This window comes from Streptomyces sp. SCSIO ZS0520 (assembly GCF_025643355.1).
GTDB classification, from domain to species: domain Bacteria; phylum Actinomycetota; class Actinomycetes; order Streptomycetales; family Streptomycetaceae; genus Streptomyces; species Streptomyces physcomitrii.
In genome coordinates, this window is the sequence record NZ_CP092644.1 from 2,406,733 (window position 1) to 2,423,334 (window position 16,602).

Genomic DNA, 16,602 nt, shown 5'->3' on the forward strand with positions numbered 1-16,602 from the left:
ACGGCTCCACCCGGTATCCGCGCAGGAGTTCGGCAGGCCACCCCGAGGCGGGAAGCCGGGCGGTGGGGCGCGCGTATTGCCCACTCTTTACGCCGGTGCGCCGCAACCTTCCCGGCGTCCGGGTCGGTAAGCACATCAGGCGCCCGCGCCGCTCGCACTCGCTGCCGGGCCGCGGGCGCGGACACCCCGTCCCCGTTCAGCTAGGAGCACCATGTCTCTCCCCCTGACCCGCCGTATCGCCCGCGTCGCGCTGATCGTGGCCGCGGGCGCGGTGCCCGTCGTGGCCGCCGGGAGCGCCGTCGCCGCCGATCAGCCCGCCCAGGGCGGCGTCAGCCGGACCGACAGCGAGGGCCTTGGCGACTCGGTGGACGGCGCGACCAAGCAGGTGGCCGGAGCCGCGGCCCCGGCCGCCGGACAGGTCGCCGAGAAGGTCGCCCCCGGCACCGGCCCCCTGGTCAGCAGCACCGCGAAGACCGCCACCGACAGCACCCTCGGCAAGGGCCTCCCGCTGGGCTGAGCCCCGGCCACCGCGGTCGACGGGGCAGATGAACCACCCCAGCCCGTAAGGCAGTTGACCGGGCCGGTACGGAAACTGACCGGGCGAGTACGGCAGTTGACCGGCTCGGCACGGAAGCTGACCGTACCCGTACGGCAGTTGACCGGACGGGTACGGCACATCCCTTCGCCGCCGATGCGGACGATGCCCGACGCCGACGCCCAACGCACAACGCACGACGCCCCACGCCACAGCGGTGCGGACCGCCTCTCCGGCAGTCCGCGCCGCTGTGGCGTGTGCGGCGTGCGCGGCTTGTGCGGCTTGTGCGGCTTGTGCGGCTTGTGCGGCTTGTGCGGCTTGTGCGGCGCCTGCGGCCCTACGTCAGGCGGGCCACCGCCGCGGCGATGCGCTCGTCGCTCGCGGTCAGCGCCACCCGGACGAAGTTCTCGCCCGCGGGGCCGTAGAAGTCGCCGGGGGCGACCAGGATGCCCAGGTCGGCGAGGTGGGAGACGGTGTCCCAGCAGGACTCCCCGCGGCCGGCCCACAGATACAGGCTCGCCTCGCTGTGCTCGATGCGGAAGCCGTGGGCGAGGAGCGCGGTGCGCAGGGCGGTGCGGCGGGTGGCGTACCGGCGGCGCTGCTCCTCGACGTGCTGGTCGTCGCCGAGCGCGGCCACCGCGGCGGCCTGCGTGGTGGCGGGGATCATCATCCCGCCGTGCTTGCGGATCTGGAGCAGGTCCCCGAGCAGGGTGCCGTCGCCGAGCACGAAGGCGGCGCGGTATCCGGCGAGGTTGGAGCGCTTGGACAGCGAGTGGACGCTGAGCAGTCCCTCGAAGGAGCCGCCGCTGACCTCCGGGTGCAGGACCGAGACGGGCTCGGCCTCCCAGCCGAGTTCGAGGTAGCACTCGTCGCTGACCACGAGGATGCCGTGCGCGCGGGCCCAGGCCACGATGCGGGCCAGCTCCTCCTCGGGAAGCACCTGGCCGGTCGGGTTCGAGGGCGTGTTCAGCCAGAGCAGGCGCAGGCCCTCGGGGTCCAGGGCGGTCGGATCGTCGTAGGCCTCGTAGGCGGCACCGGCCAGGCGCGCGCCGACCTCGTACGTCGGGTAGGCCAGGCGCGGATAGGCGACGCGGTCACCGGGGCCGAGCCCGAGCTGGGTGGGCAGCCAGGCGACGAACTCCTTGGAGCCGACCACCGGCAGCACGTTCTCGTGGCCCAGGCCCTGGGCGCCGAGCCGGCGGGCGGCCCAGCCGGTGATCGCGTCCCGCAGGGCGGCCGTGCCCCAGACCGTCGGGTAGCCCGGGGAGTCGGCGGCCTCGGTCAGCGCCTGCTGCACCAGCGCGGGCACCGGGTCGACCGGGGTGCCCACGGACAGGTCCACGATGCCGTCCGGGTGGGCGGCGGCCGTGGCCTTGTAGGGCGCGAGCTTGTCCCAGGGGAAGTCGGGCAGCCGCCCGCGGAGGGTGGCGTAGGGGGCTCGGGAGGCGGACACGGCGCTCACTTTCTTCTCCGGTCGCCCCGGGCACGGCACCACGGGGACCGGTCTCGGACCCTGACTTGCAAAACTGACGCGTGGAACTGGCTCGTGGAAATGCCACGGTCCCGTACGGCACGAGCTCCGTACGGGACCGGCTGCGCGTACGCGCCTACTGGTTCTGCGGCGGAAGCTCGGCCACGAAGGGGTGGTCCCGCTCGATGAGGCCCAGCTTGCTGGCGCCTCCCGGGGACCCGAGCTCGTCGAAGAACTCGACGTTCGCCTTGTAGTAGTCCTTCCACTCCTCCGGAGTGTCGTCTTCGTAGAAGATCGCCTCGACCGGGCACACCGGCTCACAGGCTCCGCAGTCGACGCACTCGTCCGGGTGGATGTACAAGGACCTGGAGCCCTCGTAGATGCAGTCGACCGGGCACTCCTCGATGCACGCCTTGTCCTTTACGTCGACACAAGGCTGCGCAATGACGTAAGTCACGCTCTCGTTCCTCCTCGGTAGGGCGCTGGCGGGCTCCACAGGCCCCGCCACCTGGCGCGCGGAAGCGCGGCGTCGTCGATGCCCGCCCCTAGTATCTCCGTTCCCGGCCAAGATCCGAACAGGAGGGGTGGCAACAACTGTGGGATTCGCCACGAGCGGACGGCTCGTCGTCAGGATCACCCGTGCTGATGTGGGAAAACGCGTCTCGGTGCGGTCCCTCAAGGATCTCTCGGAGGGCCCCGAGAGGTTCACCGACACCGTAGGCGTTCTCACTTCGTGGGACGAGGGGGTGCTCCACCTCACGCGCAAGTCCGGGGAGAGTGTCCGTATCGCGGAATCTGCGCTGGTGGCGGGAAAAGTGGTGCCGCCCGCCCCGGCGCGCGGAAGGGGACCGGCCGCTTCCTTCGAGGAACTGTCCCCGGTGCTCGCCCGCGCCTGGCCGCCGGTGGAGCGCGCCCGGCTCGGTGGCTGGGAACTGCGCGCCGCGGGCGGCTTCACCCGCCGCGCCAACTCGGTGCTCCCCTCCGGCGACCCCGGCATACCGGTGGCCGAGGCCCTGGAACACGTCACCCGGTGGTACGCGGAGCGCGGCCTGCCCGCCTATGTGCAGACCGCGACCGGGGCCGAGGGCACCCAGGAACTCCTCTGCGCGACACTGGAGGAGCACGGCTGGCGGCGGGAGGTGAGCGCGCAGGTGCGGATCGGGCGGCTGGCCCCGCTGGACGACCGGGACACCGAGGCGGCGGAGGTGCGCCTGGCACGCGATCCGGACGCTTCCTGGCTGTCCCGCTACCAGCGCTCGGCCGGGGCGGCGGACGAGCGGGAACTCGCGGTGCTGCGCGGCGGCCCCTCGGTCTGGTTCGCGACCGTGCCCGGTGAGCCGGGTGCGGCTCCGGCCGCCATCGGGCGCTGTGTGGTGGACGGCCGCTGGGCCGGTTTCATGGCGGTGGAGGTCGACCCCCGGCTGCGGCGGCGGGGCCTGGGCACCGCGGTGATGACCGTGCTCGCCCGGCGCGCGCTCGACGAGGGCGCCTCGGCCGCCTGGCTCCAGGTCGAGTCCGACAACACGGCCGCCCTCGCCCTCTACGAAGGCCTCGGCTTCCACCTGCACCACAGCTACCACCACTACCGGGCACCGGACGACGAGGACCGCTCCACCTGATCCGTCCCCCCGCCCGGCCAGCCGTCGTCCCACAGGTGCGGCCCCCGGCACCCCGGCACCCCGGCACCCCGGCACCCCGGCACCCCGGCACCCGAGAAACCCACCAACCCAGCAACCCAGCAACCCAGCAACCCACCAGAATCCACCGAGAGGCCAGCGTCATGCACCCGCCCGAGCCCGAGCGCGCCGCCGAACTGCGGGCCCGGTTCGCCGAGGAAGCCCGTGCCGAACGGCCCGATCTGTCGGTGCTCTGCCTGCTCATCGGCGCCGTGGCGGACGGCACCCTCGACGAGCGCGGCATGGACGAGGCGCAGATCGCCCTCGACCGGCTGGCCGGGGAACTGCCGCACCGGCCCGGCGGTCCCGCCGACTGGGCCGAGGCGCTGGCCACCCGCCTCGGCGGCCGGGAGGGTTTCCGCGGCAGCGGCCCCGACTACGAACTCCTCGACTCCTCCCTCCTGCACCACGTGCTCCGGCGCCGCAAGGGCCTGCCGATCCTGCTCTCCGTGGTCTGGCTGGAGGTCGCCCGGCGCGCGGGCGGGCAGGTGTACGGGGTGGCGCTGCCGGGCCACTTCGTGGTCGGCTTCGGCAGGCCGCCGGGCCCCGGGGACACCGGGACCGGGGAGCAGGTGCTCGCCGACCCCTTCGACGGCGGCCGGGTGCTCACCCGGGGCGAGGCCGGGCTCCTGGTGGCCGGGGCGACCGGCGAGCCGCTGGACCCGTCGATGCTGGCCCCCGCCGACCCGCGGGACCTGGTGCTGCGGATCCTCAACAACATCCGCGCCTGGGCGGCAGCCCACCCCGAGCACGCCGACGTCGCCCTGTGGGCCCTCGAACTGAGCCTGCTGCTGCCCTCCCACCCCGCCAACCTGCGCTACGAACGCGCCCGACTCCTGGTCCGCCGCGGCGACTTCCTCACCGGCGCCCGGGAGATGGACGCCTACGCCGAGGTGGTCGAGGCGGTCGACGAGGAGGCTGCGGCGAAGGTCCGCCGAGAGGCACGGGCCGCCCGGGCGCTGCTCAACTGACCAGGCGAGTCGGGCGGTTGCAGCCGTACGGGTCGTGCGGCTGCCGGTGCCTTGCTCAACTCGGCGCTGCGGCTGACAAGTTCGGTACGCCCGCTCGACTGAACCTGCTCAACTGCCCCTCTCCGCAGGCCGGTCCGGCGTCCGTCTCACAGCCAGCCCTTCTCTCGGGCGGTGCGGACCGCCTCGGCCCGGTTGCGTACCGCGAGCTTCTGGATCGCGGTGGAGAGGTAGTTGCGCACCGTGCCCGGGGAGAGGTGCAGGGTACGGGCGAGTTCGGCGTTGGTGGCGCCGTCGGCCGCGGCGCGCAGGACCTCGCGCTCCCGGGCGGTCAGCGGGTCGGCGCCTTCGGCCAGGGCCGCCGCCGCGAGGGTGGGGTCGATGACGCGCTCCCCGGCGAGCACCTTGCGTACGGCGGCGGCGAGTTCGGCCGCGGGGGCGTCCTTGACCAGGAAGGCGGCGGCGCCCGACTCCATCGCGCGGCGCAGATAGCCGGGGCGGCCGAAGGTGGTGAGGACCAGGACGTGCACCTCGGGCAGCTCGGCGCGGAGCTGGGCCGCGGCGTCCAGGCCGGTCATGCCGGGCATCTCGATGTCGAGCAGTGCCACGTCCACCCGGTGGGCACAGGCCGCCGCCAGGACCTCGTCGCCGCGGGCGGCCTGGGCGACGACCTCGATATCGGGTTCGAGGCCGAGCAGGGCGGCGAGCGCCTCGCGGACCATGGACTGGTCCTCGGCGAGGAGGACCCGGATCGTGCGGCTCATGGGAGGTCTCCGGCTCGGGCCTGCTCGGGTGGGGCTTGGCGGGATCCTATGCGGGCGGCGACGCCTCGGTCGCGGGCGGCGCCGCCGCGACGGCCGGACCGCGGGCCGCTCCCCCGCTCCCGTAACCTCAGTCCCCCACCGGAACCCGCGCCACCACCCGGAAGCCGCGCCCCTTCCCGGGCCCGGCCGCCAGGGTGCCGCCGACCGCGTCCAAGCGTTCGCGCAGGCCGGTGAGTCCGTTGCCGGGGGCAGCGGTCTCCGGGGCCGGGAAGGGCGCGGTCGCGCCCTCGCCGTCGTCCCGCACGGTCAGCTCCGCGCGGGGGCCGTCGAGGGTCTCCCGGCGGAGCAGTTCCACGGTGCAGTGCCGGGCGCCGCTGTGCCGTACGACATTGGTCACCGCCTCCCGCAGCACCCAGGCGAGCGCGGCCTCGGCCTCCTCGCCCAGGCCCTCGGGCGGCGGTCCCGGCGGCATCGTGGCGGTGATCCCGGCGGCTCTCAAGGTGCCCGGGACCAGGGCGAGTTCGGCCGCGAGGCGGGGGCGCCGGTAGCCGGTGACCGCCTCCCGTACATCGGCCAGGGCCTGGCGGCCGACCTGCTGGATGTCGGCGACCTCCTTGGCGGCGCCCTCGGGGTGGGCGGGCAGCATGCGGCCGGCCAGTTCGCTCTTGAGGGTGATCAGGGAGAGGGAGTGGCCGAGCAGGTCGTGCAGGTCGCGGGCGAGCCGCAGCCGCTCCTCGCTGGCGGCGAGCTGGGCGACGGTGGCCCGGGCCTCGCGCAGTTCGACCGTGGTGCGGATCAGCTGGCGTACGCCGGTCAGCGCGAAGCCGCCGAGCAGGGCGGGCACCACCAGGGACAGGTCCCAGCCCTGACCGAGCGGCAGCCCCAGGAGCACCATGTAGAGCGTGGTCAGCGGGATGAGCCAGCGCGCGAGGGGGAGCGGGAGGGTGGAGCCGACGGCCACCGACACGTACACGAACAGGACCAGCCAGGGCGCGCCGAGGCCGAGGGTGAGCGCGGTGGCCCAGAGCGCGAGGAAGGCGAGGCCCGAGCCGACCAGCCGCCGCTCCAGCGGATGCCCGGTGTGCCGGAAGACCAGCACCAGATAGGCGACGACGAAGAGGGCGAGGCCGAGCCAGCCGTAGACCCGCCCGGCGGTCGGGTGCGAGCCGTCGAGCAGGTCGTGCACCGGCGCGCTCAGGAAGGCCAGCCAGATGCCGATCCACAGCAGCTTGCGCAGGGCTTCGCGGCGGCCCCGGGGCGGGCGGCCGATGCCGGGGGTGTCCGCGGTGGCCGCGGGCGGCTCGGAGAGTACGTTCACGTCTTCAGTGTGTCCTTCCGGTACAGCCAGGCCGCCCCGGCCACGAAGAGCGCGAAGGAGAGGGCGAGGACGGCGAGGTCGCGCGGTGCGGGGGCCTCGCCGAGGACCAGGGAGCGGCCGAGCCCGGCGTAGGCGTGGGTGGGCACCCAGTCGGCGATCCGCCGGAGCCAGCCGGGGAAGGTGGCGGTGGGCATCCACAGTCCGCCGAGGACCGAGAGGCCGAAGTAGACCAGCATGCTGACCGGGCGGACCGTGTCGCCGGTGGCGAGGTAGCCGATCGCCACGCCGAGGGCGGCGAAGCAGAGGCTGCCCGCCCACAGGGCCGCGGTCAGCGCGAGCCACTGCCAGGCCGCGAGGCGTACGTCCTTGGTGGCGGCGGCGACCAGGAAGACGACCAGGATGGCGGGCAGGCTCACCGCGGTGGCGCTCGCGGACTTGGCGAGGACATAGCCGCGGCCGGGCAGCGGGGTCAGCCGCAGCTGGCGCACCCAGCCGCTCTCGCGCTCCTTGGCGATGCGCTCGCTGTTGCCGAGCAGTACGGCGGTCAGGGCGCCGAAGGAGGCCATCGAGACCATCATGAAGGCGGACAGGTCCAGTCGGCTGCCCGCGGCCTTGGTCCCCGCACCGGCGCCGCCCGCGATCAGCAGGAACAGGCCGGCCGGGTAGAGCATCGAGAAGAACAGGAACTTGCGGTTGCGCAGGGCCCGGACGACTTCGAGCCGGATCAGTCCGCGCGCGGCCAGGAGGCTGTTCATGCCTGCCTCGCCTCCTCGGCGGTGGTGAGCGCGAGGAAGGCCTGCTCCAGGCCGAGGCCGCGCACTTCGAGGTTGCGGGGGCGAAGGCCGGTGCCGTAGAGGGCGTACACGGTGGCGTCGGCGTCGGTGGAGCGCAGCCGTACGGTCGGGCCGTGCACCTCGATCCCGGCGAGGAACGGCAGTGCGCGCAGCCGCTGTTCGGCCGCGGCGGCGCGCTCCGGGCCGCCCTCGGCGCCGGTCAGCTCGGCGAGGTCGAAGGAGATCCGGCGGGCGCCCGCGCGTGCCTTGATCTCGGCGGCGGTGCCGTCGGCGAGGAGGCGCCCGCGGTGCAGGACGAGGACCCGGTCGGCGACCGCGTCGGCCTCTTCGAGGTAGTGGGTGGCGAAGAGCACCGTACGCCCGGACTCGGCCTGCTGGCGTACGGTCGCCCAGAAGGCGCCGCGGGCCGAGACGTCCATGCCGGTGGTGGGCTCGTCCAGGACGAGGAGGTCGTTCGCCCCGGCGGTCGCGAGTGCGAAGCGCACCCTTTGCCGCTGCCCGCCGGAGAGCTTGTCGACCCGGCGGTCGGCGAGCCGGTCGAGGCCCGCCCCGGCGAGCACCTCGGCCGGCGGGTGCGGCTTCGGGTGCAACTGGCAGGCGAGCCGGACCAGTTCGGCGACGGTGACCTCGCCCATCAGCCCGCCGCTCTGCAGTACGGCGCCGACCCGGCCCGCGACGATCGCCTCCCGCGGCTCGGCACCGAAGAGCCGGACGCTGCCGCGGTCCGGGCCGCGCAGTCCGAGCAGCAGGTCGAGGGTGGTGGACTTGCCCGCCCCGTTGGGTCCGAGCAGGGCCACGGTCTGACCCGGGTACAGGTCGAGGCTGAGCCCGTCCACGGCGCGGACCTCGCCGAAGTGCTTCGCCACCGCCTCCAGGCGCACCACCGGGGTGCGCGCGGCGGGCTGGGATGTCGTCGTCATAGGGCCATCGTGGCCGGGCCGGGGGCGGCCGCGGCAGTGTCGCCGGTCGTGGGTGCGGCATGACAGATGTCATGCCGCACGGCGGGCGGGCGGCCTCCCCCTCTCGGCAACCGAGCCCGCCCACCCACCAGTTGACGCGCTCCCCGCCGCCTCGCCCCCCTTCCGGCAGGAGCCCTGCGCGGCCTGCGCGATGTCTTGACACCCATTTTGGTCTGGACCAATGTGTGGGCACCGTCTCGTCCCCCACACTGGAGGCAGCCGTGCCCCACGCCCCTCGCCCCCACCGCAGATCGTGGCTGCGCACCGCGGCACTGCCGCTGGCCCTCGCGCTCACCGGAGTGCTCGCCGCGCAGGCCACCGCGGCCCCGGACGCCCCGGCCCCCGCCGCCGCCGCCGCGAAGGACCTGCCCGAACACGCCCTGGTCGGCTATCTGCACAGCAGCTTCGCCAACGGCTCCGGCTACACCCGGCTCGCGGACGTCCCCGACTCCTGGGACATCATCGACCTCGCCTTCGGCGAACCGACCTCCCCCACCTCCGGTGACATCCGCTTCGAGCTCTGCCCCCAGGCGGAGTGCCCCGGGGTCGAGTCCGAGGAGGAGTTCAAGGCGGCCGTTGCGGAGAAGCAGGCCCAGGGCAAGAAGGTCCAGCTGTCCATCGGCGGCCAGAACGGGCAGGTGCGCCTCACCACCGAGGAGGCCCGGGACACCTTCGTCTCCTCCGTCTCCGCGATCATCGACCGCTACGGCCTGGACGGCCTGGACATCGACTTCGAGGGCAACTCCCTCTCCCTGGACGAGGGCGACACCGACTTCAAGAACCCCACCACACCGGTGATCGTCAACCTCATCTCGGCCGTCAAGTCCCTGAAGGCGAAGTACGGCGAGGACTTCACCCTCACCATGGCCCCCGAGACCTTCTTCGTCCAGCTCGGCTACCAGCGCTACGGACCGGGCACCTCCCAGGGCGACCCGCGCGCCGGCGCCTACCTCCCCGTGCTGCACGCCTTGCGGGACGACCTCACGCTGCTGCACGTCCAGGACTACAACTCGGGCCCGATCATGGGGCTCGACGACCAGTACCACCAGATGGGCGGCGCCGACTTCCACATCGCGATGACGGACATGCTGCTCACCGGCTTCCCGGTCGGCGGCGACACCGGCAACGTCTTCCCGGCGCTCCCGCCCGAGAAGGTCGCCATCGGCCTGCCCGCCAGCACCGAGGCGGGCAACGGGCACACCCCGCCCGCCGAGGTGAACAAGGCCCTGGACTGCCTCACCAAGGGCGGCGACTGCGGCGGCTACCAGCCGCACGGCAGCTGGCCCGCGCTGCGCGGACTGATGGCCTGGTCCGTCAACTGGGACCTCTTCCACCAGGGCGAGTTCGCGAAGAACTTCGACGGCTACTTCGGCGGCTGACCCCTCGGAAAAGGGGTGTGCCGGTGCCCGTACGGCACCGGCACACCCCTTTCCGTACGCGCTAGTTGGGCTCGGTCGGGATGGTGACGAGCCGCTCGGCGGGGGTGGCGCCGCGCAGCGCCCTGCCGAGGGCGGAGGCCACGTCCTGCGGGGAGACCGGCTTCTTGCTGCCGTCGCCCTTGGTGATCGTGACGCCCTCGAAGGCGCTGCCGTAGAGCCCCTCCAGGGCCTTGAGGTCGTAGTACTCGGTCAGCTTCCCGTCGACCGCGCGGACCGAGAGAAACTTGAAGATCGAGCGCTCCGGGCTGAAGGAGACGGTGTGCGCGGCGTCCGTCTGCACGGTGACCAGTCCGGACATCGCGGGCTTCCCGAAGGACTTCATCATCCGGTCCACCTCGGCGTCGGGCACCTTGGGCGTACGGGTGGTGGTCGGCAGCTTGACCGTGCCCGCGGAGCCCTTCTCCACCTGGGTGCGGTAGGCCTCCTCCACGGCGGTGACCGCGGCGTCGACGTCGATGCCCTTGCCGGGCTTGCCGTAGACGGCGGTGGCCTTGCCGGGGGTGAACTTGATGGTGCCCTCGGTCGCCGAACCGGCACCGCCCGCGGCGCGCTCCAGGGCGACCCGCAGCTTCTCCTCGTCCACCGGCATCACCGGTTCGACGACGCGTTCGCCGCCGAAGAGCGAGCCGATCACCGAGACCGGGTTGTAGTCGCTGCCCGAGGCCCCGCGCACGGTGGCGTCGGTGTCCAGCGCCAGACCGGCCTGGTCGGGGCGGAGTTCGACGTTCTCCCCGTCCACCGAGAGCCGGAGCGGCTTGGTGGTACGGCTGCCGAGCGCGCCGTCCAGCTTCTGCACCGCGTCGTCCCGGGTGCCGCCGCCGATGTCGACGCCGAGCACGGTCGTCCCGGAGGGCACGTCGGAGTGGTTGAGCAGCAGGCCCGCGCCGTAGGCGATTCCGGCGGCGCCGACCACGGCGACGCACAGCAGGACGAGCTTGCTGCGGCCCTTCTTCTTGGGCGGCCGGGAGGCGGGGACGTTCTCCTGTACGGGTTCCGGGAGCCGCGGTTCGGACTGCGGGGCGGGACCGTCCTGGCCGCCGCCGGGCGGGAAGGGCCCCTGGGGTCCGGCGGGCGGCACCACCGGGATGCCGCTGTTGAGCGTGTGCCCGGAGACATTGCCTTCGGGGCGCCCGGGCTCCGGGCCCGGCTGCTGCGGGGTGAGGACGGCGGTGTCGTCGCCCAACGGCCGCGCGGGGCCGGGACCTCCGGGGCCACCGGGACCTCCGGGCAGCCGCACCTCGGGCCCGTCGTCGCCGAGCGGTCCTTCGCCGGTGACCGGGCCGCCGGTGGGTCCCGCGGGACCGCCCTCGGGGCCGAAGAACGGGAGGTCGCCGCGGTGCGCCTCGCCCTCGGGGCCGCCCGCGGACATCCGGGGCCCGCCGAGCGGTCCGGGGACCTCGTAGCCGCCGGTCCCGCCGGTGCCGAAGTCGCCGGGGGCGGCGAACTCGCCGGTGTCGGAGGGGTTCGCGCCCTCCCCCGGCACGGGGAAGCCGCCGGTGTCGCCGACCGCGGGGAAGCTCGCGGTGTCACCCGGGCCGGGGAAACCGCCGGTGTCGCCCGGGGCGGGGAAACCGCCGGTGTCGCCCGGGGCGGGGAAGCCGCCGGTGTCCTGCTCGCCGGGGCCGGGCCCGCCGGAGCCGTAGCCGGCGGAGGCCTCGGCGGTGGGGATGCCCGAACCGGCCGGGAAACCACCGGTGTCCGGCTCGCCGGGGGCGCTCCGGGCGCCGGGCACGCCCTGTGCCGCGCCGTCCGGGCTCGCCGCGCCACCACGCGCGGCCTTGCGGGGCGCGAACCAGTCGCTCGTGCGCTCCTTGGCGGCGGTCACCGGCTCGGCGGGCGCGGGCCCCGACTTGGGGCGCTTCGGCCTCACCGGAAGGGGTGAACTCGGCGCGGCCGCCTGCTGCGGGGCGTCCGTGCCGGGCCGACTCCCCCCGGGCTCCGCCTCGTCGGTGCTCTCGGTGACCGGAGTGCGCACCACGACCGGCGGAATCGGCCGCGAACCCGGGATGTTGATCCGGATCCGCGTGGTCAGCGTCGTCTCGGTCTTGCGGTCCTCGGTCGGCGTGCCGGAGGCCTCGGCCCCGGTGCTCTCCTCGGGTGCCTCGTCCTCCGCGGGCCCGTACGGCTGTGTCCCCGAGGGGTACGCGGTCGGCCCGCGGCCCTGGGCTCCGGAGGACGAAGTGTCAGTTTCACGACTCAAGGCAGGTTCTCCCGGTTGGCTCCGCCGCCCGTCTCGACCTGTGGCGGGTTGCTCGGCGGCGCGCACCACCATACTGGCCACCCCGGCGGCGAAACCTGGGACGGCTGGGGAAATCCTGCGCAGACACGGGGGGACGTGCTAGGCCATACCAGGAGTCATTTCCCAAGTCGGGCACCCGAGGCGGCCCCCGGTCCGGCCCCCGGGAGGGTGGCACAGATCACAGCGACGACCAGCCCGCCGAGCAGGAAGAGATAGGTGCCGGTGGTCGCGGCGAAGACGAAGTCGCCCTCCGGGCGGGTGGCGGTGAGCAGTACGACCGCGACCAGCCAGCCCGCCGCGGGCGAACCCGCCCCGGCCCGCGCCCGCATGGCGATCGCCCCGCCCAGGAAGAGCCCGCCCGCGCCGAGCAGCGCGAGCAGCAGCCCGCCGGGGAACCAGGCCGCCTGCACCAGCGACCCCGCGGCGCCGACGACCGCGCCGAGGACGAGCAGCAGGACGTGGGCCGCCACCCGCCCGGGCCTGAGCGGCTGTGTGAGGAACATCCCGCTCCCGGGGGCGGGTGCCGCGTTGCGCCGGTCCGTCGTACTCATCGTCTGGCCGCCTTTCGTGTCCGGGCCAGACTGCCACGAGAGCGCGCCCGCCTTCACGTCGAGGCCCGCGGGCGCACACCCGCTCCCCCCTCGGCGCCCGCGCGGGCGCACACTCCCCGCCCGTGCGCCCGCGTGCGTGCCCGCGGGCGGGCACCTCCGCACGCGGGCACGTACGCGGGGGTGGTACGTATCCCGGGCGACCGGGTGCGGTCACGGGCAGCCGGTCGGGCGAGGAGGCGATCCCGCAGTCGGGCGGTCGGGCAACCGGGCAGCCAGGCGGCCAGGCGGTCAGGCGACCCCGGCGAAGAGGTCCGTCTCCGGGGTGCCCTCGGCCCGGCCGCGGACGAGCTCGTAGAACTCGACGGGGAAGAGCGGCTGGGCGAGCTTGTTGGAGAGCGCGAACCAGACGCCCTCGACCTCGACCTGGGTGGCGTGCGCGGCCATCGCGGCGGCCTTGGCGCCCGCGTACGCGCGCCCGTCGATCACCGTGGTGACGGCGTCGTCGTCGCAGAGTCCGGGTACGTCCTCGACCGCGGCGGCGGCCGGGAAGGGGAGCCCCGGCAGGGCGGCCGGCAGCGGGGCGAAGGCCTCCTCGGCGGCCTTGCGGGGCAGCCGGTTCCAGTAGATCTTACCGATGCCGTGCGGTTCACCGAGGTCGCGGCGGAAGGCGCGTTCGGCGGCCAGGTCCGCGGCGCGCATGGCGACCCGGTGCGCCTGGATGTGGTCGGGGTGGCCGTAGCCGCCGTCCGGGTCGTAGGTGACGAGCACCTGGGGGCGCACGTCGCGGATGACCTCCACGAGATGCGCGGCGGCCTCGTCGAGGTCGGCCCCCCAGAAGGCCCCGGGGCGCCGGTTCTGCTCGGCGCCGCGCATCCCGGAGTCGCGGTAGCGGCCCTCGCCGCCGAGGAAGCGGTGGTCCCGTACGCCCAACTCGCGCATGGCGGCGGCGAGTTCGCCGACGCGATGCGGACCGAGCCGGTCCTCGGAACCCGCGGCGAGGGAGGCGAGCCCCGGCGGGATCACCTCGCCCTCCTCGCCGAGGGTGCAGGTCACCAGGGTGACGAGGGCGCCCTCGGCCGCGTACTTGGCCATGGTGGCGCCGTTGTTGATCGACTCGTCGTCGGGGTGCGCGTGGACGAGCAGCAGCCGGCGCGCGGGAAGTTCGGTCATGGCGGCCACCCTACGAGCGGCCGCCGACCCTCACCGCGTACTCACGCCCGGAGGCGGAGCGCGGCGCCTACAGCTTGATGTCGCCGATCATCCCGGCGACGTTGGTGGTGATGTCGTCGATGGTCGGCGCCACGGAGGAGCTGGCCAGGTAGAAACCGAGCAGCACACAGACCAGGGCGTGCCCGCCCTTGAGCCCTGATTTCTTCACCAGCAGGAAGACGATGACCGCCAGCAGCACCACCGCCGAAATCGAGAGTGCCACGGCGGTTCACCTCCAAAGTCCTTGTGTGTCAACGGAGTTGCCGCCCGGGAGGACCCGTTCGGCGAGATGGATCATAACTTTCCGCGCAGGTGCATGGATCGGAACAGGTCCGGTGCACGGCAGCACGATGGGGGCGCATGCCGTGTCGGCCCCGTCCAGCTTTCGGGTGCCGTCGCTCATGGAGATCTCCTAGGCTCGGAGGATGACCTCAGCTCCGCAGCCGGTTCCGCCGACTTTTCCTCGTCAGCATGCCCGTACCCTGCGTTTCTCACTCGGGGCGCCCCGGGCCTTCACGGTGGCTCCGGACGGCGGCCATGTCGCCTTCCTCCGCTCCCGGTCCGGCACCGACCGGGCCCAGTTGCTCTGGGTCGTGGACACCGCGACCGGTGAGGAGCGCATCGCCGCCGATCCGGTGGCGCTGCTCGGCACCGCGGCCGAGGAGCTCTCCGCCGAGGAGCGTGCGCGCCGGGAGCGCAGCCGCGAGTCGAGCGCCGGGATCGTCGGCTACGCCACCGACGCCGCCGCCGAGATCGCCGCCTTCGCGCTCTCCGGTCGCCTCTTCGTGGCGGAGCTGCGCGCCGGTACGGCCCGTGAACTCCCCGCCCCGGGACCGGTGATCGACCCGCGCCCCTCCCCGGACGGCAGGCACGTGGCCTACGTCAGCGGCGGCGCCCTGCGGGTGGCCCCGCTCACCGGCGCCGAGGACGCCCCCGCCGACCGGGCGCTCGCCGAGCCGGAGGCGGAGCAAGTCACCCACGGGCTCGCGGAGTTCATCGCCGCCGAGGAGATGGGGCGCACCCGGGGCTTCTGGTGGTCCCCCGACTCCACCCGGCTGCTGGTCGCCCGGGTCGACGAGTCCCCGGTACAGCGCTGGTGGATCGCCGACCCCGCGCACCCGGACAAGGAGCCGGTGAGCGTGCGCTACCCGGCGGCCGGCACCCCCAACGCCGAGGTCCGCCTCTTCGTCACTGGACTGGACGGCAGCCGCACCGAGGTGGACTGGGACCGCGGGCGCTACCCGTATCTCGCCCGGGTGCACTGGTCGGCGGCCGGAGCGCCGCTGCTCCTGGTCCAGGCCCGTGACCAGCGCAGTCAACTGCACCTGGCGGTGGACCCGGACGGGGGTTCGACCCGGATGGTGCACGCGGACGAGGACGCGGATTGGCTGGAATTGCTCCCCGGGGTGCCCTGCTGGTCCCCGAGCGGGCAGTTGGTCCGGATCGCGGACGAGGGCGGGGCGCGGGTGCTCACCGTCGGCGAACGCGCCCTGACCGGCGCCCAGTTGCACGTGCGCGCGGTGCTCGACGTCGGCGCGGACGACGTACTGGTGAGCGCCTCGGCAGGCGAGGAGGCACCGGAGCCGGAGATCGGCGAGGTGCACGTCTACCGGGTCAGCGAACTCGGCGTGGAGCGCCTCTCCCAGGAGCCGGGGGTGCACTCGGCGGTGCGCTCCGGCGCGGTCACCGTCCTTGTCTCGGCGCGGCTCGCGGAGCCCGGCGCCGAGGTGCGGATCCTGCGGGACGGCAAGCGCACGGCGGGCATCTCCTCGTACCCGGACCGTCCGGTGCTCAGCCCGCGGGTGCGGCTGCTGCACGCCGGCGCGCGGAAGATCCCGTGCGCCGTGCTGCTGCCCTCCGACTACCGCGAGGGCGACGGACCGCTGCCGGTGCTGCTCGATCCCTACGGCGGTCCGCACGGCCAGCGCGTCCAGGCGGCGCACAACGCCTATCTGACCTCCCAGTGGTTCGCCGACCAGGGCTTCGCGGTGCTGGTCGCGGACGGCCGGGGCACCCCGGGCCGCAACCCCGCCTGGGAGAAGTCGGTCCGCGACCGGCTCGCGGAGGTGGTGCTCCAGGACCAGGTGGACGCGCTGCACGCGCTGGCCGGGGAGTTCCCCTTCGACCTGGGGCGGGTGGCGATCCGCGGCTGGTCCTTCGGCGGCTATCTGGCGGGCCTGGCCGCGCTCCGGCGCCCCGATGTCTTCCACGCCGCGGTGGTCGGCGCCCCGGTCACCGATCTGCGCCTGTACGACACCCACTACCAGGAGCGCTACCTCGGCGACCCCGGCGAGCAGCCCGAGGTGTACACCGCCAACTCGCTCATCGGCGACGAGGGCCTGGTCGGCGCCGCCGCGGAGCACTGCCCGATGATGATCGTGCACGGTCTCGCCGACGACAACGTGGTGGTCGCGCACAGCCTGCGGCTCTCCTCCGCGCTGCTCGCCCAGGGCCGCCCGCACGAGGTGCTGCCGCTCTCCGGGGTCACCCACATGACCCCGCAGGAGCAGGTGGCGGAGAACCTGCTCCTCCTCCAAGTGGACTTCCTCAAGCGGTCCTTGGGCGGCAGGGCGTAGTCCGTATCCGGTAGCCGCCGCTCTGTCGACGGCCGTATCCGCGACCGTACGAAAGGCGACCGGCCGGGGCGTGATCACGCCCCGGCCGGTCTACGGCACCCGC

At 74.0% G+C, this 16,602-nt stretch carries 15 protein-coding genes; 5 read left to right on the top strand and 10 right to left on the bottom strand.

The features are described from left to right. Positions 1–211: 211 nt before the first annotated feature. Positions 212–517 (top strand): hypothetical protein, encoded by a 306-nt coding sequence (locus tag MID12_RS32400; RefSeq protein ID WP_052482206.1) that lies wholly within the window; start codon positions 212–214, stop codon positions 515–517. A gap of 355 nt (positions 518–872) precedes the next feature. Here the strand turns inward: MID12_RS32400 and dapC are convergent, their stop codons facing one another. Further along, a complete protein-coding gene (gene dapC / locus MID12_RS08915) occupies positions 873–1,988 on the bottom strand; it encodes a succinyldiaminopimelate transaminase (RefSeq protein ID WP_263165935.1) in 1,116 nt (371 codons plus the stop codon). Between the two features lie 154 nt (positions 1,989–2,142). Continuing rightward, positions 2,143–2,463 carry a ferredoxin gene (gene fdxA / locus MID12_RS08920; RefSeq protein WP_040248668.1) on the bottom strand — a complete coding sequence of 107 codons (321 nt, stop codon included), beginning with the start codon at positions 2,461–2,463 and terminating at the stop codon, positions 2,143–2,145. 139 nt (positions 2,464–2,602) lie between these two features. Here fdxA and MID12_RS08925 point away from each other — a divergent pair, with 139 nt between their 5' ends. Both MID12_RS08925 and MID12_RS08930 read left to right on the top strand, forming a co-directional pair. Further along, a complete protein-coding gene (locus tag MID12_RS08925; protein WP_263173001.1) occupies positions 2,603–3,625 on the top strand; it encodes a GNAT family N-acetyltransferase in 1,023 nt (340 codons plus the stop codon). A 161-nt stretch (positions 3,626–3,786) separates the two neighbouring features. Further along, a complete protein-coding gene (locus MID12_RS08930; protein WP_040248674.1) occupies positions 3,787–4,653 on the top strand; it encodes a transglutaminase-like domain-containing protein in 867 nt (288 codons plus the stop codon). A gap of 146 nt (positions 4,654–4,799) precedes the next feature. Here the strand turns inward: MID12_RS08930 and MID12_RS08935 are convergent, their stop codons facing one another. The 4 genes from MID12_RS08935 to MID12_RS08950 form a co-directional block, all read right to left on the bottom strand. After that, entirely contained in the window at positions 4,800–5,414 is a 615-nt protein-coding gene (locus MID12_RS08935; protein ID WP_263165940.1) for a response regulator transcription factor, read from the bottom strand. Positions 5,415–5,541: 127 nt separating this feature from the next. Beyond that, positions 5,542–6,732 carry a sensor histidine kinase gene (locus tag MID12_RS08940; protein ID WP_052482207.1) on the bottom strand — a complete coding sequence of 397 codons (1,191 nt, stop codon included), beginning with the start codon at positions 6,730–6,732 and terminating at the stop codon, positions 5,542–5,544. Beyond that, positions 6,729–7,487: an ABC transporter permease gene (locus tag MID12_RS08945; protein WP_263165944.1), complete on the bottom strand. Its 759-nt coding sequence runs from the start codon at positions 7,485–7,487 to the stop codon at positions 6,729–6,731. The genes MID12_RS08940 and MID12_RS08945 overlap by 4 nt, the downstream gene beginning before the upstream one ends. Beyond that, positions 7,484–8,446 carry an ABC transporter ATP-binding protein gene (locus MID12_RS08950; protein WP_263165947.1) on the bottom strand — a complete coding sequence of 321 codons (963 nt, stop codon included), beginning with the start codon at positions 8,444–8,446 and terminating at the stop codon, positions 7,484–7,486. Before MID12_RS08950 ends, MID12_RS08945 begins: the two co-directional genes overlap by 4 nt. A gap of 260 nt (positions 8,447–8,706) precedes the next feature. On the opposite strand from MID12_RS08950, the gene MID12_RS08955 reads away from it, so the two are divergent. Further along, positions 8,707–9,864 (top strand): chitinase, encoded by a 1,158-nt coding sequence (locus tag MID12_RS08955; RefSeq protein ID WP_411576928.1) that lies wholly within the window; start codon positions 8,707–8,709, stop codon positions 9,862–9,864. A gap of 61 nt (positions 9,865–9,925) precedes the next feature. On the opposite strand, the gene MID12_RS08960 is transcribed toward MID12_RS08955, so the two are convergent. The 4 genes from MID12_RS08960 to MID12_RS08975 all read right to left on the bottom strand — a co-directional run bounded on the left by MID12_RS08960 (position 9,926) and on the right by MID12_RS08975 (position 14,146). Beyond that, entirely contained in the window at positions 9,926–12,124 is a 2,199-nt protein-coding gene (locus MID12_RS08960; RefSeq protein ID WP_263165950.1) for a hypothetical protein, read from the bottom strand. A 155-nt stretch (positions 12,125–12,279) separates the two neighbouring features. Further along, the gene (locus tag MID12_RS08965; RefSeq protein ID WP_411576929.1) at positions 12,280–12,714 is read right to left on the bottom strand and encodes a DUF6113 family protein; all 435 of its coding nucleotides are present in this window, start codon (positions 12,712–12,714) and stop codon (positions 12,280–12,282) included. A 288-nt stretch (positions 12,715–13,002) separates the two neighbouring features. Continuing rightward, entirely contained in the window at positions 13,003–13,884 is an 882-nt protein-coding gene (gene mshB / locus MID12_RS08970) for an N-acetyl-1-D-myo-inositol-2-amino-2-deoxy-alpha-D-glucopyranoside deacetylase (protein WP_263165952.1), read from the bottom strand. A 67-nt stretch (positions 13,885–13,951) separates the two neighbouring features. Next, positions 13,952–14,146: a hypothetical protein gene (locus tag MID12_RS08975; RefSeq protein WP_040248694.1), complete on the bottom strand. Its 195-nt coding sequence runs from the start codon at positions 14,144–14,146 to the stop codon at positions 13,952–13,954. A 202-nt stretch (positions 14,147–14,348) separates the two neighbouring features. On the opposite strand from MID12_RS08975, the gene MID12_RS08980 reads away from it, so the two are divergent. Continuing rightward, positions 14,349–16,499: a S9 family peptidase gene (locus MID12_RS08980; RefSeq protein ID WP_263165955.1), complete on the top strand. Its 2,151-nt coding sequence runs from the start codon at positions 14,349–14,351 to the stop codon at positions 16,497–16,499. Positions 16,500–16,602: the final 103 nt, after the last annotated feature.